The organism is Citricoccus sp., assembly GCF_032154715.1.
In the GTDB taxonomy this organism is placed as follows: domain Bacteria; phylum Actinomycetota; class Actinomycetes; order Actinomycetales; family Micrococcaceae; genus Citricoccus.
The window spans coordinates 1-22,579 of sequence record NZ_JALDXU010000016.1; the positions used below are offsets into that span (position 1 = coordinate 1).

Here is a 22,579-nt window from a genome sequence, read left to right on the forward strand (position 1 = left end):
GCGGAGTTTTTCGTGCTGCGGAAACATCGGCGCAGCGGCGCCGGCACCGCGGCCCTCGGGGGCCTCGCGCACCGACAGTTCGAAGTCGTCGCCATGCTCCTCGATGCCGCGGCGCACGGCATTCTTGATGGCCGTGCGGGCGTAGTCCCGGCGGATCGCCTCCGGGTCCGTGGACAGGTCCCGCAGGAAGGCGACCACCATGAGCAGCAGTATGACGGAGAACGGCAGGGCGATGAGGATGGTCAGGTTCTGCAGGCCGGTCAGGACCGTCTCGCCGCCGACCAGGAGCATCACCACCGCGATGCCCATCATGCACAGGCCCCAGAAGACCACGACGAGCTTGTTGGGTTCGGGGTTGCCGCGGGAGGACATGGTCCCCATCACCACCGAGGCCGAGTCCGCCGAGGTGACGAAGAAGATGGACAGCACCGCGATCACGATGAAGGGGGTGATCTGGGACAGCGGCAACTGGTCGAACAGGGTGAAGAGCAGGGACTCCGAGGAGGCCGAGCCGTCGGTGCCCTCCACGCCGTTGCGGTTCATCCAGATGGCGGCACCGCCGAAGATGGTGAACGCGAAGATCAGGATGGAGGTCGGTACGCCCATGACCACCAGGACGAACTCCCGGAGCGTCCGGCCGCGGGAGATCCGGGCGATGAAGACGCCGACGAACGGCGTCCAGGCGATCCACCAGGCCCAGTAGAACCCCGTCCAGATGGACTGGAAGTCCACGGTGTCCGCACCCCAGGACAGGGACTTGCCCATCATGGAGAACATCTCGTCCGCGTACTCCATGACGCCCGAGGGCAGCAGGTTCAGCAGGAACAGGGTGGGCCCGGTGATGAACACGAACAGGATCAGGCCCAGCGTCATCAGGATGTTGATGTTGGACAGGTAGCGGATGCCGCGGGCCACGCCGGAGATCGCGCTGACGACGAAGGCGGCGGTGAGCACGGCCAGGATGATGATGAGCCCGTTGTTGCCCAGGGGCCCGGCCCCGGAGAGGATCTCCACGCCCTGGCCGATCTGGATGGCGGCCAGTCCGAGCGTGGCAGCGGTGCCGAAGAGGGTGGCGATGATCGCGAAGATGTCCACGACCTTGCCCGCCAGGCCTTCGGTCTGCCGTGCCCCGAAGAGGGTCCGGAACACCGAGCTGATCAGGGGGACGCGGCCGCGCCGGTAGGAGGCATAGGCGATGGCGCCGCCCACCAGGGCGTACATGGCCCAGGCGTGCAGGCCCCAATGGAAGTGGGACTGGGCCATGGCCTGGTGCAGGGCGGAGTCCGTGCCGGCGGCCACGGTGTCCGGCGGCGGGGAGAGGTAGTGGGAGAGGGGCTCGGAGGGACCGAAGAAGAAGATCCCGACGCCGATCCCCGCACCGAACATCATGGCCACCCACGAGAAGCGGGAGAACTCCGGCTCCTCGTCGTCACGGCCCAGGCGGATCTTGCCGAAACGGCTGAAGCCGATGAACAGCATGGCCCCGAGAGCCACCATGGCGGTGATGTTCAGCAACCAGCCGGCGTTGGTCATGGACCAGCCGAAGGCCGAGGCGGAGACCTCGGACACGGATTCCGGTGCTATGACGCCCCACGTCACGAAGGCGACGATCAGGGCACCCGTGATACCGAAGACGAGCTTGTCCAGGCCGAAGCGGTTGCGCTGCTCGTCCACGCCGATGCCTGGCACCAGGCCGGGGTGGATGTCGTGCGGGTACATCCCGACGGCACCGGACGTCTCCGGCGGGCTCGTCGGCAGACCGGGTGTGGCAGGGGAGGGGGTGGTGTCGGGCACCGGGGTCCCTTCGGTTGTGACCCGCCCAGGGTGACGCGCAGACCGGACCGGCCGGGCGCTTCGATGGCGCCCTGGGGGAGGCCGGTGGATGATTCGGCCTCCCAGTATTCCTGCCCGATGGCATGGGCGCAAAGGCGGGGACGCCGGAGAGGGGCCTCGGAGTGGTCTGCCGGGGGGCCTACTCCAGTGCGGCCAGGCGGCTAGAGCCGGACGTACGTGAGATCGAACACGAGCCGTCCCGCGCGCAGCGCCTTGTTCTCGAAACTGGTCAGCGGGCGGCCCTCGAACCGGGGCGCCCACCCGCCCTCGTGGTCCACGGGGTCCTCCAGGCCGGCCCCGGACGTCGCCTCACTGACCCCGGCACGGGCCGATCCGGTGCGGGGAGCGAGGGGCTGAGCCCCGACCTTCAGCTCCCTGCCCTCCAGCCGGACCCGGGTCAGCGGAGAGTCCTCTCCGGTGGCGCGGCCCGGATGGGCGTTCGCCAGCTGAGGGTGGGCCTCCATGGCTGATCGCATGTGCACGGCGTAGCTGGACCAGTCCGTGGCCAGGCGCAGCACGCCACCGGGGGCCAGGACCCGGGCCACGCGGTCGGCGAAGGCCGGGCTGACGAGGCGGCGCTTGTGGTGGCGGGTCTTGTGCCACGGATCCGGGAAGAACACCCAGATCTCCTGCACCCCACCGGAGGGCAGCAAGCGGTCCAGGACCTCGGGGGCGTTGGCCTGGACGCCGCGGACGTTCTCCAGGCCTTCATCCTCGACCCGCACCAGCAGGGCGGCGAGTCCGGGCGTGTAGACCTCCACGGAGATGAAGTCCCACTCCGGGTGGTTGATCGCTCCCTGGGCGGTGGACTCCCCGAGGCCGGAGCCGATGTCCACCACGAGCGGGGCCGTCCGGCCGAAGACCTGGTCCCAGTCGATGTCCGCGCCTTCGGCCACGGATGTGGTGGCGCGGTCCCGGGGCACGTCCACGATGTACGTGCCGTGGGAACGATCCCACGTCTTCTGGCGGCGGGGGTTCAACCGCTCGCCGCGACGCACGAAGGATACCGGCTCGGTGCGGTAAAGCTCTGGATCGGGGCGGTTGTTGTGCCCGTGGGCGTGCTGCGCGGGGGCGGGATGTTCGCTGGACATAAGGATGTCAAGGGTACCGGGATCCGCAGGAGCCGGGGACCCTGTCAGCGGATCACCCCTCCGAAGGGATGAGCTCCTCCACGGCGGTCAGGAAGTCCCGGACCACCGGCCCGTTGTCGTGGCCGCCGCCGAGCCCCACGTTGAAGAACAGGGCCACGGCCAGGTCACCGTGGATCGCGACCAGCCAGGTGTGGGCGAGGTCCTCGCCATCGGCGACGAACTCGGCCGTGCCGGTCTTGGCCAGCACGGGGGCGCCGGGAACGTCCTGCAGCATCTCGGCGGTGCCGGTCTCCACCACCCCGGACATCAGCGTCTGCAGCAGCTCGGACTCCTCGGCCGTGACCCCGGATTCCGGGGCGGCAGGGGCCTCCACGGTCGGATCGGTCACGAAGAGGGGGCGTACCGTCTGCCCGGCGGCCACCGAGGCGGCCACGGTGGCCATGCCCAGCGGCGAGGCCTCCACAACGCCCTGGCCGAAGAGGTTGGCGGCGTGCTCGGTTCCGGTGGAGTCGTCCGGGACGGAACCGAGGAAGGCGGAATCGAGCCCGGTCACCGGCTCGGTGGTCAGCCCCAGCGCCTCGGCGGCCTCGGCCTCGTCAGCGGCGCTGACCTCCTCGTGGGCGCCCACGAAGACGGTGTTGCAGGACTCGGCGAAGGCCTCGGAGAACGGGATCTCGCCCACGGACGCATCCGGGTAATCGTCATAGTTGCCCACCACCATGCCGCCTACATTGAGCGTCTCCGGGCACTGCACCATGTCCCCGGGGGCGGTGCCGGACCGCAACATGGCCAGGGCGGTGACGACCTTGAACGTGGAGCCCGGGGCGTAGGACCCGGACACGGCCACGGGCCATCCCTCGGGGCCGGAGGCCGCGGCGAGCACCTGTCCGTCCGAGGGCCGCAGAGCCACCAGCCCGGCCGGCACGTCCGAGGCGGCGACGACGGCCTCGGCCTCCTCCTGCACGCGCCGGTTGAGCGTGGATGTCAGGTCCTGACCCGGCACCGGGTCGGTGCTGAAGACCGGCCCGTCCGTCTCCTCCGTGTCGGCGCCGGCCGTCGGCGTGGCGGCCGCGGTGGCGCTGGGAGAGCTGGAGCTATCCGGCCCGGACTCACCGGCGTCCGGCTGATCCGGGTTGTCGATGGTGATCTGTACCCCGGGGAGGCCAGCCAGGTGGTCCTCCCACGAGGCCTGCAGGCCGGACAGGCCAACCTCGACGCCGGCCTCCAACGCACCGTCGGAGGCCTCGACCTGCTCGGCGTTGGGTTCACCGTAGGTGCCCAGCACGTCCCGCGCGAAGGCGCGGGTGGGAGCCAGGACGGCGGTGTCCTCAAGGACTCGGCCGCCCGGGACGGCCAGCAGCTGGTCCGTCGGGATTTCGGTGTCCCCGTTGTCGCGCACGGTGATGGCCTGCACGAAGGCCTTCTCTCCGGCGGCCTCAGCCTGTGTCACGAAGGCGTCCTCATCCACCCCGGCGATCTCGGCCACCTGGCGGGCGGCCTCGGACAGGGCCTCCGGGTCGTCGGCCTCGAGGTGGGACTTGTCCAGCCCGAGGACGGCCACATCCCGTTCCATCATCAGTTCCTCGCCCGCGCCGTCGAGGATGCTGCCGCGTTCGGCGGGGACGGACGTGAGACTGACGGTGCCGCCCTCGGCCAACTGCGGGACGACCGTCTCCGGGGCCAACTCCACGAGCCACTCCTGGGACTCCTCGTCCCACTGCATCTCGGCGGTGGTCCGATAGGACCAGGTCCGTTCTGAGCCAGTGCCCGCGCTGGCCTCATCGTCAGCGCTGGCTTCGGCCGCATCGCTGGAGCTTGCGCCGGCCTCGGCGTCCGCATCAGCGTCTGCCTCAGTGTCGCCGCCATCGAGCTGCCAGTCGACGGTCAGGGTGGCGGTGGCACGGTCGTTGTCCTCGCCGTCCACCTCGGCCGAGGCCACGGTGACCGTGCGGTCCACGTCCTCCAGGTCCGCCAACGCTTCGGTGAGCTGCTCGGGGACGTCTCCGGAGTCCGGTGTCAGGGACACGGTGGAGTAGTCGCCGGAGGAGATCGCTCCGGCCAGGTCCGTGGCGGTCTCCTGTGGCGCGGGGCGGGAGTCACCGAAACAACCGGTGGCGGTCAGCACCAGGGCGGCGGAGAGGCCCAGCACCGCCGCGGGACGGCCGAGGCGTGGGCCGCCGTGGGGACGCGTGGCCCGGCTGGACGGCTGGAGAGGATGGGAACGGCCCGCTGACTGGTGCTTCTGCATGAAATCTCCTGACAAGACTCCCGCCAGAGTAGCCGTTGACCCGGACGTGCTGGGAGCATGGGCACATGAATCGTCCCCTGAACCTCATCCTCAACATCATCTGGCTGGTCTTCGGTGGCCTGTGGCTGGCCGTGGGCTACTTCCTGGCCGGACTCATCTGCTGCATCCTCATCGTCACCATCCCCTTCGGCATCGCCTCGTTCCGGATCGCGGGGTACGCCCTGTGGCCCTTCGGCCGCGTGGTGGTGGACACCCAGCCGGGCATGGGCGTCTTCACCGGCCTGGGGAACATCATCTGGTTCATCGTGGCCGGCGTCTGGATCGCCATCGGCCACGTCCTGACCGCCATCCCCATGTTCGTCTCGATCATCGGCATCCCCTTGGGCATCGCCAACCTGCGCATGATCCCGGTCTCGCTCCTGCCCCTGGGCAAGAAGATCATGGACTCCGGCGAGGCGCGCTCGCTGCCGCAGTACCTCCCGGCCGCCCAGGCCGGCTACCGGTAACCCGCAGGAGCGCTACTTGCGGCCGTGCTGGGAGTCGGCGAGGAGGGCCTCCATGCGGGCCACCGCCTCGTCCGCCGAGGGCGGCACGTAGTTCGGGTCCTTGGCGCGCCGGCGGTTGCGGAGGATGCGGGCCGTCGCCCACCACGCGATGAACACGATCACGGCGATCAGCACGAGGTTGGAGAAGACATCCGCGTAGTCGGACACCAGATGCCAGTTGTCCCCGAGCGTGAAACCCGCCCAGACGAAGATGGTGTTCCAGATGCCGGAGCCGATCAGCGTGAAGAGGGTGAACAGCCACAGGTTCATGCGCTCGATGCCCGCGGGGATGGAGATCAGTGAGCGGAAGATCGGGACCATGCGGCCCAGCAGCACGGTCCAGTAGCCGTGACGGTTGAACCAGCGCTCCGTCTTCTCGACGTCCTCGATGTCCACGAGCGGCAGCCAGTCGGCGATCCGGTACAGCCGGCGGCGGCCCAGCCACGCGCCGAGTCCGTAGAGCAGGAGGGCGCCCAGCACGGAGCCCACGGTGGCCCAGATCAGGGCCTCCCACGGACTGAATGACCCGTCGGCCGCGGTGAAGCCGGCCAGGGGGAGGATCAGCTCGGAGGGGATCGGCGGGAAGAGGTTCTCGGCGAAGACGGCCAGTGCCACACCGATGGGGCCGATGGTCTCCATGATTGAGACGACAATGTCCCCGAGCCAGCCATAGGAGGTCTCTCCCGTGGACCCGGCAGCGGACCCGGCGGCTGATGCGGTGGCGATCGAAGGCGTCATGCGCGCTATTCTCCCGGACCACCGGTCTGAACTCCGAACCGACGGGCCGGGGAGGGCAGGCATAATGGGAGGCATGCGGTTTAAACCCGACGCGGCCGGGCTGGTCGGAGCCCATGTCATGAGTTGGGTGTCACTATCCCCCAGTTTCATTCCGCGTGCGTGGTGGATGACGGCCGTGAACACGGGAATCTCCCAGACGTTCGGCTATGTGGTCGGGGCCGGCGGGACGGCAGCGGCCCGGGCGGTCGGCCGGCAGTTCGGGATCGAGATCAGGATCGACGAGGAGAAGGCCCGGCCCGCCACCGAGGCCCTGCCGTGGCTCATGTTCGGAATCAGCGGGCTGTCCTGGCTGCGCAACCTCCGGGCCCAGACGGAGATCGCCGGCCTGATGGAGACCCGCCCCATCCGCAGCCGGGAGCATATGGTCGGCGTGATCGGCGGCCTGGCCCTGACCGCCGGGCTCGTGTCGCTCGGCCGGGGCATCAACGCGATCGCCACTCACCTCTCCGGGGCGCTCAAGCCGGTGATGCCCGCCCCCGTCGCCGCCGCCATCGGTGCGGGCGCCACGGCCACGGGTACGGCCTTCGTCCTGGACAAGGTGGTCTACCGCCGGCTGCTGGAGTGGCTGTCCAAGACCGCCCAGGAGACCAACGCGAAGCTGCTGCCGGGCCGGGTCCCGCCGGTGGAGCCCGAACGCTCCGGCTCGGCCGACTCCTTCGAGGCCTGGAGCACCCTGGGAGCCAAGGGGCAGGCCGTCGTCTCGGACGGGCCCCGCGCCGTGGACATCGAGGAGGCCACCGGCAAACCTGCCCTGACCCCCATCCGGGCCTATGCCGGGTGGCGAGAGGGGCGGGACCTGGAGGAGACCGCGGCCGCCGTCGTCGCCGAGCTGCACCGCACCGGGGGCTTCGACCGCGAGGTGCTCCTGGTGCTGACCTCCACGGGCACCGGCTGGCTGCAAGAGTGGTCCGCTTCCTCCGTGGAGTTCCTCACCGGCGGCGACTGCGCGCTGGCGTCCATGCAGTACACCTACCTGCCCTCCGGCGTGGCCTTCCTGGCCGACCGGATCTCACCCGTGCTGGCCGCCAGGGCCCTGCTCGCCGCGATCGAGGCGGAGCTGGAACAACGCCCCCCGGAGCGGCGGCCGAAGCTGCTGGTCGGCGGGGAGTCGCTGGGCGCCCTGGGCGGTACCAAGGCCTTCGAGGGCCTCGAGGACATGATCGGCCGCGTGGACGGTGCCGTCTGGTCCGGCCTGCCGCGGTTCGCCGAGTTCTGGGAGTCCCTCGTGCCGTTCCGGCGGCGCGGTACCCCGGAGATCGCCCCCGTGATCGACGACGGCCGGCACGTCCGTTTCGCCACCAGGCCCGAGGACCTGGTCACCGATGTCACCGGCGTCCCGTACGGTGCGTGGGACAGCCCCCGGATCGTGGTGGCCCAGCATGCCTCCGACCCCGTGGTGTGGTGGAGCCCGGAGCTGATGTGGCGCAAGCCCGACTGGGCCAAGGAGAAGGCCGGCTCGGATGTGTCCCGCAGCCTGCAGTGGCAGCCGTGGGTGACGTTCTGGCAGGTGGCCTCGGACATGCCACAGTCCGTCTCCGTGCCGGGCGGCCACGGCCACCGCTACGTGGAGGACATGCTCCAGTACTGGGCCGCCGTGCTCGACCAGGACCCGTTGACGGACTACTCGACCATCGCCCAGGCGATCCGCCGGACGATCGTGCCGAACTTCGCCTGAGCCGGCCGGTTTCCGGCTGAGCCTTCCCAGGGCATGCCCGGGTCCGTCCGGTGCGGTTGGGCCGGCTGGGTCCCTGCGGATCCGGCTGATGGCGAACGGTGGACCCACGTCGGCTGATGGGCGGACACTGGACGCATGAGCGCGTCACGCCCCACCGCCACCGCACGCCAGCTCGTCACCTGCCTGTGGTTCACCGGCCAGGCGGAGGAGGCGGCCCGGTTCTACGTCGACGCCTTCTCCGGCTACCGCCCGGACACCCACGTGGGCGCCGTCCACCGCAGCAACATCGACGTGGCGCCGCAGGGGGAGACCGTGCTGCAGCGTGGGCAGGTGCTGACCGTCGACTTCACGCTGGACGGGCAGCGCTTCGTGGCGCTCAACGGCTCGACCGAGCCGGTGCCCTACACGGACGCCGTCTCCTTCCAGGTCCTGTGTGCGAACCAGCAGGAGATCGACCACTTCTGGACGGCCCTGACTGCGGAAGGCGGGCAGGAGGTCGCCTGCGGATGGGTGACGGACCGCTACGGGGTGCGGTGGCAGGTGGTCCCGCACGTCCTGTTCGAGCTGTTGTCCGGTGAGGACCAGGACGCGGCGGCCCGGGTGCAGAACGCCATGATGGGCATGGGCAAGCTCAGCATCGAGGGCCTGATGGACGCGGCCCAGGATGCCTATGGGGCCGAGGAGGAGTAACCGGCGCCGAGGTGTGGGGCAGTGGTGCCGGCCCGCCGGTCCGGTCCGCAGTGAGGATCAGCGGGAGAGGACCGCGACCAGGAAGTCGGCGTCGTCGCTGAAGGGGTCGAGCTGCCACGAGGAGTACCGGCCCTGGCTGTGGAAGCCGGCCTGGCCGGCGTCGTCCACGAAATCGGCGAAGTCGTAGCCGCGCCCGGCCCCGAAACCGATCACCGCACGGCCGCCGTCCCGCAACAGGCTATGCAGGTGCTGGAGCACGTCCCCGCGGGAGGCCGGGGAGAGGAAGCCGAAGACGTTGCCGGCGGAGAAGACGAGGTCGAACGGCTCGGACTCACCCAGGGCGGCCAGGGCGTCCGTGTCCAGTGCCTCCAGGTCCGCCACGTACCAGTCAGCCTCGGGATGGTCCTCGTTCGCGACCTCGATAAGGTGCTCGTCCAAGTCCACGCCCGTCACCCGGTGGCCGCACCGCGCCAGGTAGCCACCCACGCGGCCGGTGCCGCAACCGGCGTCGAGGATGCGGGACCCTCGGGAGGCCATCGCGTCGATGAGCCGGGCCTCGCCGTCCAGGTCCATGCCCTCGGAGGCGAGGCGGCGCCAGCGTTCGGCATAACGGCGGGAGTGCTCGGGATCATGGGCCACCATGGTGGCCCAGAGGTTCTGGCTCGCGTTCTCATCCATCACCCCAGTATCGCCCCTGCCGGCCCGGGGACGCCTGTGTTGATCCGGGTTCGTCTGGGTTTGACCGGGTTTGTCCGGCCACGATGGCTCAGGGTTTCCGGCCGGTCTCCCCGTGGGCCCCGTGTGCCTATAGGCTGACCTTGGAACCAGACGGACCTTCGGAAGGAAATTCCATGAGCATCGCGCAGCTCCCGCTTCGGCTGACCGCCGGAGCCTTCATCCTGAACTCGGGCATCAACAAGACCAAGCTCACGGACGAGCAGGCTGAACAGATGAGGGACCTGGGGGCCAACGGGCTTCCGTTCCTCAAGGACCTGACCCCGAAGCAGTTCAAGCAGTTCATCAGCGCCTCCGAGATCGGCATCGGTGCCGCCTGCCTGCTGCCGTTCGTGCCGGGATGGCTGGCCGGTGCCGCCCTCACCGCCTTCTCCGGCGGCCTGCTGGCGATGTACAAGAACACCGACTTCATGACCGAGTCGGACGGCATCCGCCCGTCCGAGCAGGGCACCGCCGTGGCCAAGGATGTGTTCCTCTTCGGCATCGGCACCGCCCTGATGGTGGACGGCGCAGTGAACCGCACCGGCCGCAAGAACGCCGCGGCGTCCAAGCGCGCCCACAAGCTGGGGGTCGCCAAGGAGGCCAAGGTCGCCGCGATCGAGGCCGCCAAGGAGGAGCAGGCCGAGACCATCCGTGCCGCCGCCGCGGAGAAGGCTGAAGCCATCAACAAGGCCCGCGTGGAGCAGACCGAGGCGCTGCGCACCGCCCGCAAGCAGATGCAGCAGGCCCGCAAGAAGATCTGATCTCGCTGCGCCGTCAGACGGCGCGTGCGAGACTCCGGGGGCAAACTGTCGCTCTGACGCCGATGTTCCGGCCTCAAAGCGACAGTTTGCCCCCCGGAGTTTTTTGCCTCCGGAGTTTTCTCCGGCGCTTCACCGTGAGCCGACGGGCCCCGAGCTCCCGGCCACGGGCCCTCAGCGCGGGTGGCGGGCCTTCTGGATGGCATCGGCGGCCCGGATGAGCGCGAGGTGGGAGAACGCCTGCGGGAAGTTGCCCGCCAGGCGACCCGAGCCGGCGTCGTACTCCTCGGCCAGCAGGCCGAGGTCAGTGGCGCAGGAGCACAACAGCGTCAGGATCTCCTCGGCGTCGCCCAGCCGGCCGGACGCGGCGTACTGCTCCACCAGCCAGAACGAGCAGATCAACAACGCGTACTCGTGCCCTTCCAGACCGTCGAGGTCGGCACCGGTGCGGTAGCGGTGGACCAGCCCGCGCGTGCCCATCAGGTCCCGTTCGATGGCGGCCACCGTACCGAGCATCATCGGATCGTCGGCGGCCAGGAAGCCGGTGTGCGGCAACTGCAGCAGGGAGGCGTCCACCTCGCTGCCGCCGTAGGTCTGGGTGAACGAGTCCAGTGCGGTGTTGAAGCCGCGCTCCAGGATTTCCGCACGCAGGGCATCCCGGTGCCGGGTCCAGGATGCCACGTCCCCGTCCAGCCCATGCTCGGTGACGGCCCGGATGCCCTCGTTGAACGCCGCCCACATCATCACCCGGCCGTGGGTGAAGAAGTGCGGTTCGCCGCGCATCTCCCAGATCCCATGGTCCTTGCGGTCGATGTTGCGGACGCAGAAGGACAGCAAGGACGTCTGCAGCCGCCACGAGTACTCGTCCTCGGTGACGCCGGCGTCCCGGAGCTCGGCGAGGGCGAGCATGACCTCGCCGACCACATCGGCCTGGTACTGGTCCGCCGCGCCGTTGCCGATCCGGACGGGGCGGGAGTCGGCGTACCCGGCCAGGTGGTCCAGCTCCTTCTCATCCAGCTCCCGTTCCCCGGCGAGGCCGTACATGATCCGCAGCTTCTCCGGGTCCCCGGCCACGGCCCGCAGCAGCCAGTCCCGCCAGTGCAGGGCACCCTCCGTGAACCCGTGGGAGACGAGGACCTCGATCGTCAGGGCCGCATCCCGCAGCCAGGTGTAGCGGTAGTCCCAGTTCCGCGAGCCGCCGAACTCCTCCGGCAGGGAGGTGGTGGGCGCCGCGACGATCCCGCCCGTCTTCAGATTGGTGAGCGCCCGCAGCACCAACAGGGAGCGGGCCACGAGGTGCTCCTGTGGAGAATCAACCTCCAGCCGGGACGCCCAGTCGCTCCAGAACTCCTGGGTCAGGCGCTGAGCCGCCTCCGGCTCCACCGGGACCGGAGGTTGCTCCCAGGAGGGGAACCACGTCAACACCCAGTCCAGCCGCTCGCCGGCGCGCAGCCGGAACCGGCCGGCCAGCCGGGGTGCCGGAAGGCCGCCGGAGTCCGGGGAACCCGCTGGCCGGTCTTGCTCGCCGATCTCGCGCCCCTGCTCGGAGGCCCCGCTGACGGGATTCCCGACGCCGGCCCCGCCCTGGCTGCCGCCGGCCGCCTCCGCGGATCGCTCGTCGTCCGCGGTCGGCCGGGTGGTGGAGTAGAGCAGGGGGCCCGTGACCAGCACACCGTCCGGCCCGGCCGTGCACAGCAGCGCCGGCTCGGGTCCCTCGGTGCGGCGGAACCAGGGCAGGGCGCGGGCATAGTCGAAGCGGATCCGCAGGTCGTGTTCCACCACCACCTCACCGGTCAGGCACTCCACCCGGCGGTACAGGTCATCCTGCGCCTCGGCCGGTGGCAGGAAATCGGTGACCCGCACGGTACCGGTCGGGGTGCGCCAGACGGTCTCGAGGATGAAGGTGTACGGCACGTAGCGGCGTTCCACGACCTCCCCGTCCACGGCCCAGAGCTTCCACCGGCCGTCGTCGGGTCCGCCGAGCAGGGCGGCGAACAGGGCGGGGGAGTCGAAGCGCGGCAGGCACAGCCAGTCGATGGCCCCGCGGCGGGACACCAGCGGTCCGGTGCTCAGATCGGACAGCAGGGCGTAGTCCTCCAGCGGAGTGGCCCCGGTGGGCTGGGGGGACTGCGGACGGGAGGATCTGGGCCATTCCGGTGAACCGGGTGCCGGGTGCCGTCGGGCAGCGGAGGTCTGGTCTGTCATGTCCCCTGTCTACCGAATGACCCGTTCCCGGCATAGGCCCGGGCCGATACGGTGGGTTCATGAGCGAACTGCGCACGCTGGTCATCTTCGGCGCCGGGGGTGACCTGACCCGGCGGCTGCTGTTGCCCGGACTGGCCACAAGTTTGGCCGCCGGGGTGCCGGAACACGGCATCACGCTGATCGGCTCCGGCCTGGACGAGCGGGAGGACTTCGCGGCCGTGGTGCGGGAGGCGTTCGCCGGTGAGCTCGACGAGGACCAGCTGGCCCTGCCGGCGGTGCGCCACACGCTGGATGCGGCGCGATGGATCACCGCGGACGCCACCGATCCCGACCACCTCGCCGCACTGCTGGACGAGGTGGAGGGCCCTCTCGGCCTGTACTTCGCGCTCCCGCCGTCCGTGACTATGGCCTCCTGTGAGGCGCTGTCGAGGGTGCATGACGCGGGGCGGTTGCCCCGGGACACCGTGCTCGTGCTGGAGAAGCCCTTCGGCACCGATCTGGACTCCGCGCGGGCCCTCAACGCCCTGCTGGCCGGGTTCGTCCCCGAGGAGCGGATCTTCCGCGTGGACCACTTCCTCGGCCTTCCCGGCGTGCTCGGCTTCGTGGGCCTGCGCTTCGCGAACCGCATCCTGGAACCCCTGTGGAACCGGGACCACATCGAGCGGATCGAGATCGTGTTCGACGAGGTGCTCGGTCTGGAGGGGCGAGCCGGGTTCTATGAGGCCACCGGCGCCGCGAGGGACATGATCCAGTCCCACCTGCTTCAGGTCATGGCGCTGGTGATGATGGACCCACCGACCCGGTTCGACGGCGTGGAGATCCCCGCCAACACGGCCCACATCCTGCGGGCGGCCCGGTTGTGGTCCCGGGGCGCGTCGGCGGAAGGGGGCGAGGACGACAGGGCCTCTGGCAAGAACGCTGACGGTGACGCGCGGCCTCCGGCCGAGCTGCCGGACGGGACGCCGGCCGTGGTGCGCGGCCGGTACACCGCCGGCACCGTGGACGGCAGGACCATGCCGTCCTATGTGGACGAGGAGGGCGTGGACCCGGCGCGCGAGACCGAGACCTTCGCCCAGGTGGTCGTCGAGGTGGACTCCTGGCGCTGGAACGGCGTGCCGGTGGTGCTGCGGAGCGGCAAGGCCATCGGCTCGCCGCGGCAGGAGATCGCCGTGGTCTTCCGCCGCCCACCGCACGACTACGAGCAGTTCCCCTCGTCAGGACCCCAGCCCCCGGACGTGCTGCGGGTCGGCTTCGAGGACGAACGGATCGACCTGGAACTCAACGCGGGCGGCCCGTTAGATTCCCGGGGCATGACCCGAACGGTGCTCTCCGCGGAGTTGCCCGAGGCCGGGCTCACCGCCTACGGCTCGGTGCTGCGCTGGGTGCTCGAGGACACAACGGCCTTCACCGTCCGCGGTGACGGGGCCGAGGAGGGCTGGCGCATCCTGGCCCAGATCGCGGCTGCCTACGCCTCCGGGAACGTGCCCTTGCAGGACTATGAGGCGGGATCGGCCGGCCCGGCCTCCGCGGGGCTGGCCGGCACGCCCTGACTGGCTAGCCTTCGAACTGGCTAGCCTTCGACCGCCATCCGGGACCACCCGCCGTCGGGATCTGCCGGAAGGTCCTTGACGGGCCGCGCGGGCATCCCCACAGCGACCACGTTCGCCGGCAGGTCCCGGGTGACCACGGCGCCCGCGCCCACCACGGTGTTCTCGCCGATCGTCACGCCGGGACCCACGATCACGCCGCCGCCGAGCCACACGTTGTCCGCGATGGTGATGGGCGCGGCACCCTCCCACTTGTCCCGGCGCGGGCCCGGCTCCAGCGGGTGGGTCGGGGTGAGCAGCTGGACGTTCGTGCCGATCTGCACATCCGCACCGATCCGCACCGGGGCCACGTCCAGCACCATCAGGCCGAAGTTCGCGAAGGTGCGGTCACCGATGCTGATGAACCGCCCGTAGTCCACGTGGAACGGCGGGCGGATCACCACCTCCTCGCCGAGGGATCCCAACAGCTGGGACAACAGCCGCCGGCGGAGGGCCGGCTCGGTGACGGAGGTGGCGTTGTACTGTTCCGTCACCAGGGCGGCCGCCGTGGAGAGTTCCACGAGCCGCGGGTCATCGGCGATGTAGGGGTCACCGGCGAGCATCCTCTCGTACATGGTCCGGCCGTCCGGGAAGAACGGGGACGGGGAGGCAGCGTCACGAGTGGCGGCGTCAGGAGCGGCAGGGGACTGGTCCGGGTCAGGCAGCATGGACCCAGCCTGCCAGAGGGTCCACAATGGGCGCATGCCACGCCATGAAGTGCACCGCGAGCCCACGGGGTCAGTCGTCGACGGTCCGGAGGGCCCCACGATCCAGATCCAGCGCACCCTCGGGCATCCGCCCGAGGACGTCTGGAGCTACCTGGCGGACCCGGAGCTGCTGCGCTGGTACGGCACCTACACGGGGGACCCGGCCAGCGGGAGCGTGCAGCTGGCCATGGTGGAGGCGCCGGAGCATCCGGGCGAGTGCGTGATCGAGGTCTGTGAACGGCCCTCGCGGTTGCACGTGACGCTGGCCGATCCGAACGGCAACCCCTGGCGGCTCCGGGTGTCCCTGGACTGGGCCGCCTCCGGCGCGGGGGCGGACACCGATCTGGTCTTCCGCCAGCCGCTGGCCGGCTCGAAGGATGAGGCCGGGGATATCGGCCCCGGCTGGGAGTACTATCTCGACCGGCTAGCTGTGGCCCTGGACGGCGGCGACGTGGACGCGGTGGACTTCGCGGACTACTACCCCGCCCAGAAGACGCACTACAGCCCGGGGGCCGGGACGGCCTGAACTGGAGTCACGGCCATCGTGCCAGGCCACAGAGATAATCCGTGTGGCCTGGCAGGATGAGTGTGACGGCCGAGGTGACGGCCTAGAGCTCGACGCCGGTCGGGTTCAGGACCCGGCGCAGGAAGTCCTGGGTACGTGGCTGGGTGGGGGAGCCGATGACCTGCTCGGCCGGGCCCTCCTCGACGACCACGCCGCCGTCCATGAACACCACGCGGTCAGCGACCTCGCGAGCGAAGCCCATCTCGTGGGTGACCACGAGCATGGTCATCCCGGCGCCGGCCAGCCCACGCATCACGGAGAGCACCTCGCCCACGGTCTCCGGGTCCAGGGCGGAGGTCGGCTCGTCGAAGAGCATCAGCTGCGGGTCCATGGACAGCGCGCGGGCTATGGCCACGCGCTGCTGCTGGCCGCCGGAGAGCTGGTCCGGGTACCGGTCCTCGAAACCGTCCAGCCCCACGCGGCGCAGGTTCTCGCGCGCGACGCCGGCCGCCTCGGCCTTGGCGCGGTGCAGCACCTTGACCTGGGCCACCGTGCAGTTCTCCAGCACGGACAGGTGGGGGAACAGGTTGAACTGCTGGAACACCATGCCGACGTGGCGGCGCATGGCGTTGAGGTCCACCTCCGGATCGGTGGCGTCGAAGCCGGACACGGCCACCGTGCCCTGGTTGGGGGTCTCCAGCAGGTTCACGCAGCGCAGCAGGGTGGACTTGCCCGAGCCGGAGGGACCGATCAGGCACACCACCTCACCGGGGGCCACGGTCAGGTCGATGCCCTTGAGGACCTCATTGGAGCCGTAGGACTTGTGCAGGCCGGTGATGGCGACGCCGCCGGCGCGGATGGCGCTGGCGTGGCTGGTGGTCTCGGTCATCGTGGCCTCTCAGACGCGCGTGCGGTTGGTGCGCGATTCGAACTTCCGCGCCAGCAGGGACAGGGGAACGGTGATGATCAGGTACATGACACCGGCCACGAGCACCGGGGTGAGGCCGGCGTCCAGGGCGGTGATGCCGTCCCGGCCGAACTTGGTCAGCTCGTACTCGTGGGCGGCCAGCCCCAGGACGTAGACGAGGGACGAGTCCTTGGTCAGCAGGATGACCTCGTTGGTCAGGGGCGGCAGCACCAGGCGGAAGGCCTGGGGGATGACGATCGTGACCATGGCACGCCAGGCCGGCATGCCCAGGGAACGGGCGGCCTCCGCCTGTCCCTTCGGCACGGCCTGCAGGCCGGCGCGCAGGGTCTCGGCGATGTAGGCCGAGGAGACCATGCCTAAGGAAGCCATCACCACCAGGGGAATGGGCCACTGGACGCCGAAGGCGAAGGGCACGCCGTAGCCGAAGGCGATGAAGACGAGCAGGGCGGGCAGGCCGCGGAACAGCTCGATGTAGGCGGTGGCCAGCCAGCGGTACGGCGGGAAGGAGGAGAGCCGCATCAGGGCCAGCAGCGTGCCGCCCAGCAGGCCGACCACGAACGAAGACGCCGTGTACAGCAGGGTATTGCCCAGGCCCACCAGGATGATGTCCGGAAAGAGCGGTCCGATCTCCGCGAAGTTGAAGACGGACTGGCCCAGGGTCGGCCAGTCCATGACGGCCACGAGGATCACGATGGCCAGGACGAAGACGCCGGCCTGCAGGCCGAGGGAGATCTGCCGACGGCGCCGGTTGCTCATCGTGCGGCCGGTCCGCGGGCTGTTGCCCGGAGAGGGGTTGGGGCCCGAGGCCGGGCCGGTGGTGTTGACGGTGCTCACTGATCGCCCTCCGTTGCTGCCTCGCCGAACCAGCGCACGCGGGACTCGTCGAGGGTGCCGTCCTCTTCCATGCCCTGCAGCGACGCGTTCACGGCGGACAGCAGTTTCGCCTGCTCCGGGGCCACGGCCACGCCGAGCTGCTCACCGGTGGGCAGCTCCGCGACTACCTCGTACTGGGGGTCGTCCTTGACGTTGTAGAGCACCACGGACTGGTTGCCGAGCACGGCCTCCACGGTGCCGGCCCGGAGGGCCTCCAACTGCATGCCGCCGTCCTCGAACTGAATCGGGGTCAATCCATTCTCCTCGGCGAACGCCTCGCCGGTGGTGGCGGCCTGGACGCCCACACGCTTGCCCTGGGCTGACTCGAGGTCGGTGATGCCGGACCCCTCCTCGGCCACGAGCACCAGGTCGTCGTCCAGGTAGGGGACGGAGAACGCCATGATCTGCTGGCGGGCCTCGGTGATGGAGATCGAGGAGGCGTTGATGTCGCAGCCGGTCAGTGAGGACCCGGACTCGATGGCCTCGAAGGAGGAGTCCACCACGGAGAGGGGGACTCCGAGGTCGTCGGCGATCCGCTGGACGATGTCGATGTCATACCCGACCAGGTCGCTGCCCTGCATGAACTCGAAGGGAGGGTACGGGATGTCGGAACAGACGGTGAGCTGTCCGGGGTTGACCAGGTCGAGGCTCTCGACCAGGGGCGAGGAGGCGCCGGTCTCAGAGTCGCCGAGCTGAGGGCCGAGCACGGCACATCCACTCAGGGCCAGTGAACCGGCTCCCAGGACGGCCACCAGGGCGAGTCGGTTGCGGGACGGGGTCATGAAGGGTCTTCCGGTGCGGGGGGCCCTGCTGCAGCGCAAGGGCGTCGAGACGGACAGTCTACCGGGAAGCGGGGAGGGGCACCGGGCGGGCCGGCGCGCGGCCTGCCCGGTGTGCCCGGTGTGCCGTCGAGTGTGGGATCAGTTCCCGTGGCTGCCCTCCTCCACCCCCGTCACGGTGGTCAGCAACAAGACGCTGTCCTCCCGGGCCGTCACACCGTGGCGTTCCTTCGTGAGCTGGACGAGGTGGCCCTGTTCCAGGTGCAGATCCGCTCCGGACCCGGCGGTGACGTCCACCGCACCGAGCAGCACCTGCAGCGTGGCGGCGGGCGGGGCGTTGTGGTCGGCCAGGTGCGCCCCGGACTTCAGGGCGATGATCGACTGGCGCAGGTGGCCGTCCCGCAACAGCAGGTCACCGTGACGGCCATGCGGGTTGTCCAGTGCGGCTTCGAGCGTGGTGCGGGTCAGCGCTGTCAGGTCGTGGGGGCCGGGCGAGTAGGTCATGATGCCACCGTAGCCCGCGCCGGTTCAGGCCACCACGGAGAGCATGCCGTAGAAGAGCAGCCCGAACACGGTGGAGTACAGCACGATGGCCACGGCCTGCCAGGTGATGACCCGGCCCTTGGTGATGCCGAAGGATGTCAACGCGGCGGCGGTGAAGTGGGTCGGCAGGAGGAAGGGACCGAGCAGGGAGACACCGGGGACGCCGTACTTGTCCAGCGCACGGCGGACCTTCTGCTGCTTCTCCGAGGCCGGCTTCGGCGTCTTGCCGGCGGCGATCCGGCGGTTGATGATCGCGGCGCGGATCTTCTCGAAGGACAGGACGATCACCACCACGATGGCCAGGTTGGCGAGGATGGCCACCGGGATGGCGAGCCAGGGATCCATGCCGGCGATGATGCCGACGATGGCGGCGCCCTCACCCTCGATGTAGGGGATGAACCCGGCGAGCACGACTCCGAGGAACCGCAGGGCGGTCGGCAGGGACTCGGTGAAGGACTGGATGTTGGCGAGGATGTCCATGATGGTGCCTTTCGGTGCCGAGACCGGTGTGACGGCCCCGATGCGGTTGAACAGCAGTTCTGCGGTGGGTGTGCTTCCAGCCTCGTCGGAACGGCGGATCCGCGGCAGTGCCCCGCTGTCATCCCCGCCCCCGAAAGCGTCACCGCCACCCCGTGACAGTTGTCATCGGCCTACCCTGGGAACCGTGAGCCAGCCAGAACCCTCCGTGAGCCGACCTTCGGGGCAATTGCCCTCGACGGTGTCCGGCCGGTCCGTCCGCGGCGTGCGGGTCACCTGGTGGTACACGTACATCTCGATGGTCGTGTTCGCCGTGTTCATGGCCTTCATCGCGGCGGCCATGCTGCTGTTCTTCCACCTCGAGGCCGGCGGCGGGAACGGCTGGCTGGTGCTCGTCTCCGCCGTGCTGATCGCGATCGGCGGGCTGACCCAGTCCGGCTGCAGCTGGCTGGTCAGGAACGGCATGGGAGCGGGCTGGCCGCACCCGTGGGCCACCGTGCTCCTGCTGGCGCCCGCGGGCCTCGCGTGGGTACTGACCCTGTGGCTGCCGGGGGGAGCCTTCCCCGGGGGGGTCTCCCTGTGGATCGCCGCGAACATCCTGGCCATCCTGGTCCACGGCGTGACCCGGCGGGTGGTCATCGGGGGCGGAATCGCGCTGATCGTGGTGCACTGGTGGGCCGGGCGGCTCATCACGGGGGTGGCCGTCCCCAGCGAGGCGGCAGCGCAGCAGGTGCCCCCGCTGATCTTCTTCGTCGTCTTCGTCCCGGTGGTCTTCCTCTTCTCCGCGTGGTGGTGGAACATCGTGGTCGAGCTGGACGTCGCCCGCCGGGATGCGGCCCAGCTGGCCGTGGCCCGGGAACGGCTCCGGTTCGCCTCGGACCTGCATGACATCCAGGGCCACCACCTGCAGGTCATCGCCCTCAAAGCGGAGTTGGCGGAGCGCCTGATGGGTGCGGGCAAGGCCGACGCCGCCGCGGAGAACATCCATGAGGTCCGGACGATCGCTCGCACCGCCCTGGATGAGACGCGCTCGCTGGTGCGCAATCTGCGTGAGGTCTCCCTCGAGGAGGAGATCGCCAACGCCAAGGACGTCCTTGAGGCCTCCGGCGCCACCGTCACCATCCGGGGGGTCCTCGTGGAGGACCCCGCCGTGCGCACCCTGCTCGGCCTGGCCGTCCGTGAGGGAGCCACCAACATCCTTCGCCATGCCGCCACGGCCACCAGGGTGTCCATCGCCCTGGAGGACACCGACGGCGGCCTGCGGCTGGCCATCGTGAACGACGGCGTCGAGAGGCCCGCCGGCGAGGTGGGCGACCACGGCGGCGAAGGTTCCGGAGCGCCAACCGGACCTGGGGCACCCGGGGGCGGGCCGGCGTCGGGCACGGGGTTGTCCGGTCTGAACCGGCGGTTCGCCTCCTCCGGGGGTGCGGTGACCGGCCGGTACGACGACGGCGCCTTCGTCCTCGAGGCCCGGTTGCCCGCAGTGCCGGGACGGGGCCGCCCCGAATCCTCCACCGTCCGTCCGAAGGAGCCCACCGCATGATCCGTTTGCTGATCGCCGACGACGAGGTGCTGATCCGCGGCGCGCTCGAGACCCTGCTGGGCCTGGAGGAGGACTTCGAGGTGGTGGCCGGCGTGGACAACGGGCTCCAGGCGGTGGCTGCTGCCCGGGAGCTGACGCCGGACGTCTGCCTGCTGGACCTGGAGATGCCGGAGATGGACGGCGTAGAGGCCGCCGGGCAGATCCTGCGGCAGGTGGCCACGAAGGTCATCATCGTGACCCGGCACGCCCGGCCCGGGGTGCTGCGGAGGGCGCTGAACGAGAAGGTGTCCGGATTCGTGCCGAAGTCCACGCCCGCCGAGGAGCTGGCGAAGGTGATCCGGGACGTGGCCGCCGGCAAGCGGTACGTGGACCCGGACATCGCCGCCACAGCTCTCGGCGGGGAGCGGAGCCCCCTGACGGACCGGGAGCTGGATGTGCTGCGGGCCGGACGGGACGCGGCCACCGTGCAGCAGATCGCCGAGCGGCTGCATCTGGCGCCCGGAACGGTGCGTAACTACCTGTCCTCGGCCATGGGCAAGCTCGGGGTGGGGACGCGGCGGGAGGCCTCCCAGGTGGCCTGGGAGCAGGGCTGGATCTAGACGGGCTCGTGGTCCGGGGACGGTGTCCGGTAGGGCTTCCCCGTGGAGACCGGCCGGTCAGACGAGTCGATGGACCAGAACGTGTCCGCCTCGGCGATCCAGGGACTCCTGGACATGGTGACGGGCTCGCCGGTGCGGACCGACTCGACCACCGCCCGAGCGGTGGAATGGGCCTCGGCGGCGTCCTCGTCCAGGAACTCGAGGGTACGGGTGTACCGGGTGCGCAGCTGCAGGGCGTCCCAGGCTGGCAGGCCGGCGGCCAGCTGGCGGCCGCGGAGGAGTTCGGCGTCGAAGGCGGCGCCGGCCACGAGCACGACGAAGCTGACCCAGGAGACCATCATGACCACGCCGAGGCTGCTCAAGGTGCCGAGGATCCAGTTCAACGCCGCGGCGTAGGTGGCCAGCCATCCGAGGAGCAGGGTCATGGCGAAGAGGGCGAGGACGGCAGTCAGCCCGCCCCAGGACAGCCACCGGAAGCGGGGCTGCACTACGTTCGGGCCCAGGTGGTAGGCCACGGAGACCACGAAGACGAGCACGGCCAGGATGGCCGGCCACTTCAGCACGTTCCACAGGGTCACCGTGGCTGCGGTGAGGCCCAGCAGGTCACCGATCCGAGCGGAGAGGTCCCCGCCGATCAGCACCAGCAGCAGAACGAGGATCAGGGCGACCATCAGGACGAGGGTCTCGAAGAAGATCACCGTGCGGAACCAGAAGAACGGCCGGCCCTCACGGGTGTCGTAGATGCGGTGCATGGCCCGGTGGAAGGAGGCCAGCGCGTTGGAGGCGGAGATGATGGAGCCGACGAGGCCGAGGACGAGGCCCAGCACGCCCGTGGAGCTGTTGGCCAGGGACAGCAGCGTGGAGGCGAGGACCTGCGGATTGATCTCGGGCAGCAGTTCGTGGACCAACCCGGCGGCGGTCACCACGGTCTCGTCCTCCAGCCCCAGCATGGAGACGATCGAGACGATGGCGATCGCCCCGGGCACCACGGACAGCAGCGTGTAGAAGGTCATCCCGCCGGCCACGTCCCACACCTGCATGCCCACCAGTTTCATGATGGTCCGGCGGAGTACGTGGAACAGGGTCAACCGCGGCCGCACGTAGGTATGGGCCGGTGCCGAACGGCGAAGCAGGCGGCGGGGCATGGTGTCGAGGTTATCCGGTGCGGTGCTGGTGGCGGTACCTCGCAGAGGGCCGTCCATCCTCACGGCCCGGGCGGGCAATCTCCCCGAAATGGGCGCACTGAGCGCCTGACCACGCCCGCTCCCGGGTGTCATGATGGGGCCATGGCAGGAACGTGGTATGCGGTGACGGTGGAACGGGCCGGCGTCGGAGCGGAGGCCGGGGTCTGCAGGGGAATAGCGCCTGCGCCGCCAGGGTTGAGTTAACTAGACTCAACTTTGACTGAGTACTCCTGCGACGACGCAGGACGCGATGGCAGACCTCCCGGACCGAGAGTCCGGCCGGGACCGAAGACAA

Annotated in this window: 21 protein-coding genes; 8 read left to right on the plus strand and 13 right to left on the minus strand. The window is 70.0% G+C overall.

Translation table 11 applies throughout. The features are described from left to right. The 3 genes from RUH65_RS04565 to RUH65_RS04575 form a co-directional block, all read right to left on the minus strand. A partial coding sequence (locus tag RUH65_RS04565) for a BCCT family transporter (RefSeq protein ID WP_313816040.1) occupies positions 1-1,794 on the minus strand: 1,794 nt, incomplete at its 3' end. Between the two features lie 200 nt (positions 1,795-1,994). After that, positions 1,995-2,924: a tRNA (guanosine(46)-N7)-methyltransferase TrmB gene (gene trmB, locus RUH65_RS04570; protein ID WP_313816041.1), complete on the minus strand. Its 930-nt coding sequence runs from the start codon at positions 2,922-2,924 to the stop codon at positions 1,995-1,997. Positions 2,925-2,976: 52 nt separating this feature from the next. Next, positions 2,977-5,172, minus strand: coding sequence for a penicillin-binding transpeptidase domain-containing protein (locus tag RUH65_RS04575; RefSeq protein WP_313816042.1), 2,196 nt, complete (start codon positions 5,170-5,172; stop codon positions 2,977-2,979). Positions 5,173-5,237: 65 nt separating this feature from the next. Between RUH65_RS04575 and RUH65_RS04580 the strand changes: the two genes are divergently transcribed. Next, positions 5,238-5,678, plus strand: coding sequence for a YccF domain-containing protein (locus RUH65_RS04580; protein ID WP_396179602.1), 441 nt, complete (start codon positions 5,238-5,240; stop codon positions 5,676-5,678). 12 nt (positions 5,679-5,690) lie between these two features. On the opposite strand, the gene RUH65_RS04585 is transcribed toward RUH65_RS04580, so the two are convergent. Continuing rightward, complete coding sequence (locus RUH65_RS04585) at positions 5,691-6,455, minus strand: DedA family protein (RefSeq protein ID WP_313816043.1); 765 nt, start codon at positions 6,453-6,455, stop codon at positions 5,691-5,693. 118 nt (positions 6,456-6,573) lie between these two features. Here RUH65_RS04585 and RUH65_RS04590 point away from each other — a divergent pair, with 118 nt between their 5' ends. Both RUH65_RS04590 and RUH65_RS04595 read left to right on the plus strand, forming a co-directional pair. Beyond that, positions 6,574-8,190, plus strand: coding sequence for an alpha/beta-hydrolase family protein (locus RUH65_RS04590; RefSeq protein ID WP_313816084.1), 1,617 nt, complete (start codon positions 6,574-6,576; stop codon positions 8,188-8,190). Between the two features lie 135 nt (positions 8,191-8,325). Next, on the plus strand, positions 8,326-8,880 hold the full coding sequence (locus RUH65_RS04595) for a VOC family protein (protein ID WP_313816044.1): 555 nt from the start codon (positions 8,326-8,328) through the stop codon (positions 8,878-8,880). A 57-nt stretch (positions 8,881-8,937) separates the two neighbouring features. Here the strand turns inward: RUH65_RS04595 and RUH65_RS04600 are convergent, their stop codons facing one another. Continuing rightward, positions 8,938-9,558, minus strand: a complete 621-nt coding sequence (locus RUH65_RS04600; protein ID WP_313816046.1) for a class I SAM-dependent methyltransferase — start codon at positions 9,556-9,558, stop codon at positions 8,938-8,940. Positions 9,559-9,731: 173 nt separating this feature from the next. Here RUH65_RS04600 and RUH65_RS04605 point away from each other — a divergent pair, with 173 nt between their 5' ends. After that, complete coding sequence (locus tag RUH65_RS04605) at positions 9,732-10,358, plus strand: hypothetical protein (protein WP_313816047.1); 627 nt, start codon at positions 9,732-9,734, stop codon at positions 10,356-10,358. Positions 10,359-10,529: 171 nt separating this feature from the next. On the opposite strand, the gene RUH65_RS04610 is transcribed toward RUH65_RS04605, so the two are convergent. Beyond that, a complete protein-coding gene (locus RUH65_RS04610) occupies positions 10,530-12,560 on the minus strand; it encodes a glycoside hydrolase family 15 protein (protein WP_313816048.1) in 2,031 nt (676 codons plus the stop codon). A gap of 59 nt (positions 12,561-12,619) precedes the next feature. Here RUH65_RS04610 and RUH65_RS04615 point away from each other — a divergent pair, with 59 nt between their 5' ends. After that, positions 12,620-14,110 carry a glucose-6-phosphate dehydrogenase gene (locus RUH65_RS04615; protein ID WP_313816049.1) on the plus strand — a complete coding sequence of 497 codons (1,491 nt, stop codon included), beginning with the start codon at positions 12,620-12,622 and terminating at the stop codon, positions 14,108-14,110. 20 nt (positions 14,111-14,130) lie between these two features. Here RUH65_RS04615 and RUH65_RS04620 read toward each other — a convergent pair whose 3' ends face one another. Continuing rightward, on the minus strand, positions 14,131-14,721 hold the full coding sequence (locus RUH65_RS04620) for a sugar O-acetyltransferase (protein ID WP_313816085.1): 591 nt from the start codon (positions 14,719-14,721) through the stop codon (positions 14,131-14,133). Positions 14,722-14,848: 127 nt separating this feature from the next. Here RUH65_RS04620 and RUH65_RS04625 point away from each other — a divergent pair, with 127 nt between their 5' ends. Next, on the plus strand, positions 14,849-15,379 hold the full coding sequence (locus tag RUH65_RS04625; protein ID WP_313816050.1) for an SRPBCC domain-containing protein: 531 nt from the start codon (positions 14,849-14,851) through the stop codon (positions 15,377-15,379). Between the two features lie 82 nt (positions 15,380-15,461). On the opposite strand, the gene RUH65_RS04630 is transcribed toward RUH65_RS04625, so the two are convergent. The 5 genes from RUH65_RS04630 to RUH65_RS04650 all read right to left on the minus strand — a co-directional run bounded on the left by RUH65_RS04630 (position 15,462) and on the right by RUH65_RS04650 (position 18,961). After that, positions 15,462-16,247, minus strand: a complete 786-nt coding sequence (locus RUH65_RS04630; protein ID WP_313816051.1) for an amino acid ABC transporter ATP-binding protein — start codon at positions 16,245-16,247, stop codon at positions 15,462-15,464. Between the two features lie 9 nt (positions 16,248-16,256). Continuing rightward, complete coding sequence (locus tag RUH65_RS04635) at positions 16,257-17,042, minus strand: amino acid ABC transporter permease (protein ID WP_313816086.1); 786 nt, start codon at positions 17,040-17,042, stop codon at positions 16,257-16,259. A 74-nt stretch (positions 17,043-17,116) separates the two neighbouring features. Next, positions 17,117-17,941, minus strand: a complete 825-nt coding sequence (locus tag RUH65_RS04640; RefSeq protein ID WP_313816052.1) for an ABC transporter substrate-binding protein — start codon at positions 17,939-17,941, stop codon at positions 17,117-17,119. A gap of 138 nt (positions 17,942-18,079) precedes the next feature. Continuing rightward, positions 18,080-18,442 carry a cupin gene (locus RUH65_RS04645; protein WP_313816053.1) on the minus strand — a complete coding sequence of 121 codons (363 nt, stop codon included), beginning with the start codon at positions 18,440-18,442 and terminating at the stop codon, positions 18,080-18,082. A gap of 24 nt (positions 18,443-18,466) precedes the next feature. After that, a complete protein-coding gene (locus RUH65_RS04650; protein ID WP_313816054.1) occupies positions 18,467-18,961 on the minus strand; it encodes a small multi-drug export protein in 495 nt (164 codons plus the stop codon). Positions 18,962-19,145: 184 nt separating this feature from the next. Here RUH65_RS04650 and RUH65_RS04655 point away from each other — a divergent pair, with 184 nt between their 5' ends. Together RUH65_RS04655 and RUH65_RS04660 are read left to right on the plus strand one after the other, a co-directional pair. Continuing rightward, positions 19,146-20,501, plus strand: a complete 1,356-nt coding sequence (locus tag RUH65_RS04655; RefSeq protein ID WP_313816055.1) for a histidine kinase — start codon at positions 19,146-19,148, stop codon at positions 20,499-20,501. Beyond that, positions 20,498-21,100 carry a response regulator transcription factor gene (locus tag RUH65_RS04660; RefSeq protein WP_313816057.1) on the plus strand — a complete coding sequence of 201 codons (603 nt, stop codon included), beginning with the start codon at positions 20,498-20,500 and terminating at the stop codon, positions 21,098-21,100. The genes RUH65_RS04655 and RUH65_RS04660 overlap by 4 nt, the downstream gene beginning before the upstream one ends. On the opposite strand, the gene RUH65_RS04665 is transcribed toward RUH65_RS04660, so the two are convergent. Continuing rightward, complete coding sequence (locus tag RUH65_RS04665) at positions 21,097-22,245, minus strand: YihY/virulence factor BrkB family protein (RefSeq protein WP_313816059.1); 1,149 nt, start codon at positions 22,243-22,245, stop codon at positions 21,097-21,099. The genes RUH65_RS04660 and RUH65_RS04665 overlap by 4 nt on opposite strands. Positions 22,246-22,579: the final 334 nt, after the last annotated feature.

Excerpts from the sequence above, each read along its gene's own strand:
- trmB (WP_313816041.1), bottom strand. The coding sequence starts at position 2,924 with ATGTCCAGCGAACATCCCGCCCCCGCGCAGCACGCCCACGGGCACAAC.
- RUH65_RS04575 (WP_313816042.1), bottom strand. The coding sequence starts at position 5,172 with ATGCAGAAGCACCAGTCAGCGGGCCGTTCCCATCCTCTCCAGCCGTCC.
- RUH65_RS04580 (WP_396179602.1), top strand. The coding sequence starts at position 5,238 with ATGAATCGTCCCCTGAACCTCATCCTCAACATCATCTGGCTGGTCTTC.
- RUH65_RS04585 (WP_313816043.1), bottom strand. The coding sequence starts at position 6,455 with ATGACGCCTTCGATCGCCACCGCATCAGCCGCCGGGTCCGCTGCCGGG.
- RUH65_RS04590 (WP_313816084.1), top strand. The coding sequence starts at position 6,574 with ATGAGTTGGGTGTCACTATCCCCCAGTTTCATTCCGCGTGCGTGGTGG.
- RUH65_RS04595 (WP_313816044.1), top strand. The coding sequence starts at position 8,326 with ATGAGCGCGTCACGCCCCACCGCCACCGCACGCCAGCTCGTCACCTGC.
- RUH65_RS04600 (WP_313816046.1), bottom strand. The coding sequence starts at position 9,558 with ATGGATGAGAACGCGAGCCAGAACCTCTGGGCCACCATGGTGGCCCAT.
- RUH65_RS04605 (WP_313816047.1), top strand. The coding sequence starts at position 9,732 with ATGAGCATCGCGCAGCTCCCGCTTCGGCTGACCGCCGGAGCCTTCATC.
- RUH65_RS04610 (WP_313816048.1), bottom strand. The coding sequence starts at position 12,560 with ATGACAGACCAGACCTCCGCTGCCCGACGGCACCCGGCACCCGGTTCA.
- RUH65_RS04615 (WP_313816049.1), top strand. The coding sequence starts at position 12,620 with ATGAGCGAACTGCGCACGCTGGTCATCTTCGGCGCCGGGGGTGACCTG.
- RUH65_RS04620 (WP_313816085.1), bottom strand. The coding sequence starts at position 14,721 with ATGTACGAGAGGATGCTCGCCGGTGACCCCTACATCGCCGATGACCCG.
- RUH65_RS04625 (WP_313816050.1), top strand. The coding sequence starts at position 14,849 with ATGCCACGCCATGAAGTGCACCGCGAGCCCACGGGGTCAGTCGTCGAC.
- RUH65_RS04630 (WP_313816051.1), bottom strand. The coding sequence starts at position 16,247 with ATGACCGAGACCACCAGCCACGCCAGCGCCATCCGCGCCGGCGGCGTC.
- RUH65_RS04635 (WP_313816086.1), bottom strand. The coding sequence starts at position 17,042 with ATGAGCAACCGGCGCCGTCGGCAGATCTCCCTCGGCCTGCAGGCCGGC.
- RUH65_RS04640 (WP_313816052.1), bottom strand. The coding sequence starts at position 17,941 with ATGACCCCGTCCCGCAACCGACTCGCCCTGGTGGCCGTCCTGGGAGCC.
- RUH65_RS04645 (WP_313816053.1), bottom strand. The coding sequence starts at position 18,442 with ATGACCTACTCGCCCGGCCCCCACGACCTGACAGCGCTGACCCGCACC.
- RUH65_RS04650 (WP_313816054.1), bottom strand. The coding sequence starts at position 18,961 with ATGGACATCCTCGCCAACATCCAGTCCTTCACCGAGTCCCTGCCGACC.
- RUH65_RS04660 (WP_313816057.1), top strand. The coding sequence starts at position 20,498 with ATGATCCGTTTGCTGATCGCCGACGACGAGGTGCTGATCCGCGGCGCG.
- RUH65_RS04665 (WP_313816059.1), bottom strand. The coding sequence starts at position 22,245 with ATGCCCCGCCGCCTGCTTCGCCGTTCGGCACCGGCCCATACCTACGTG.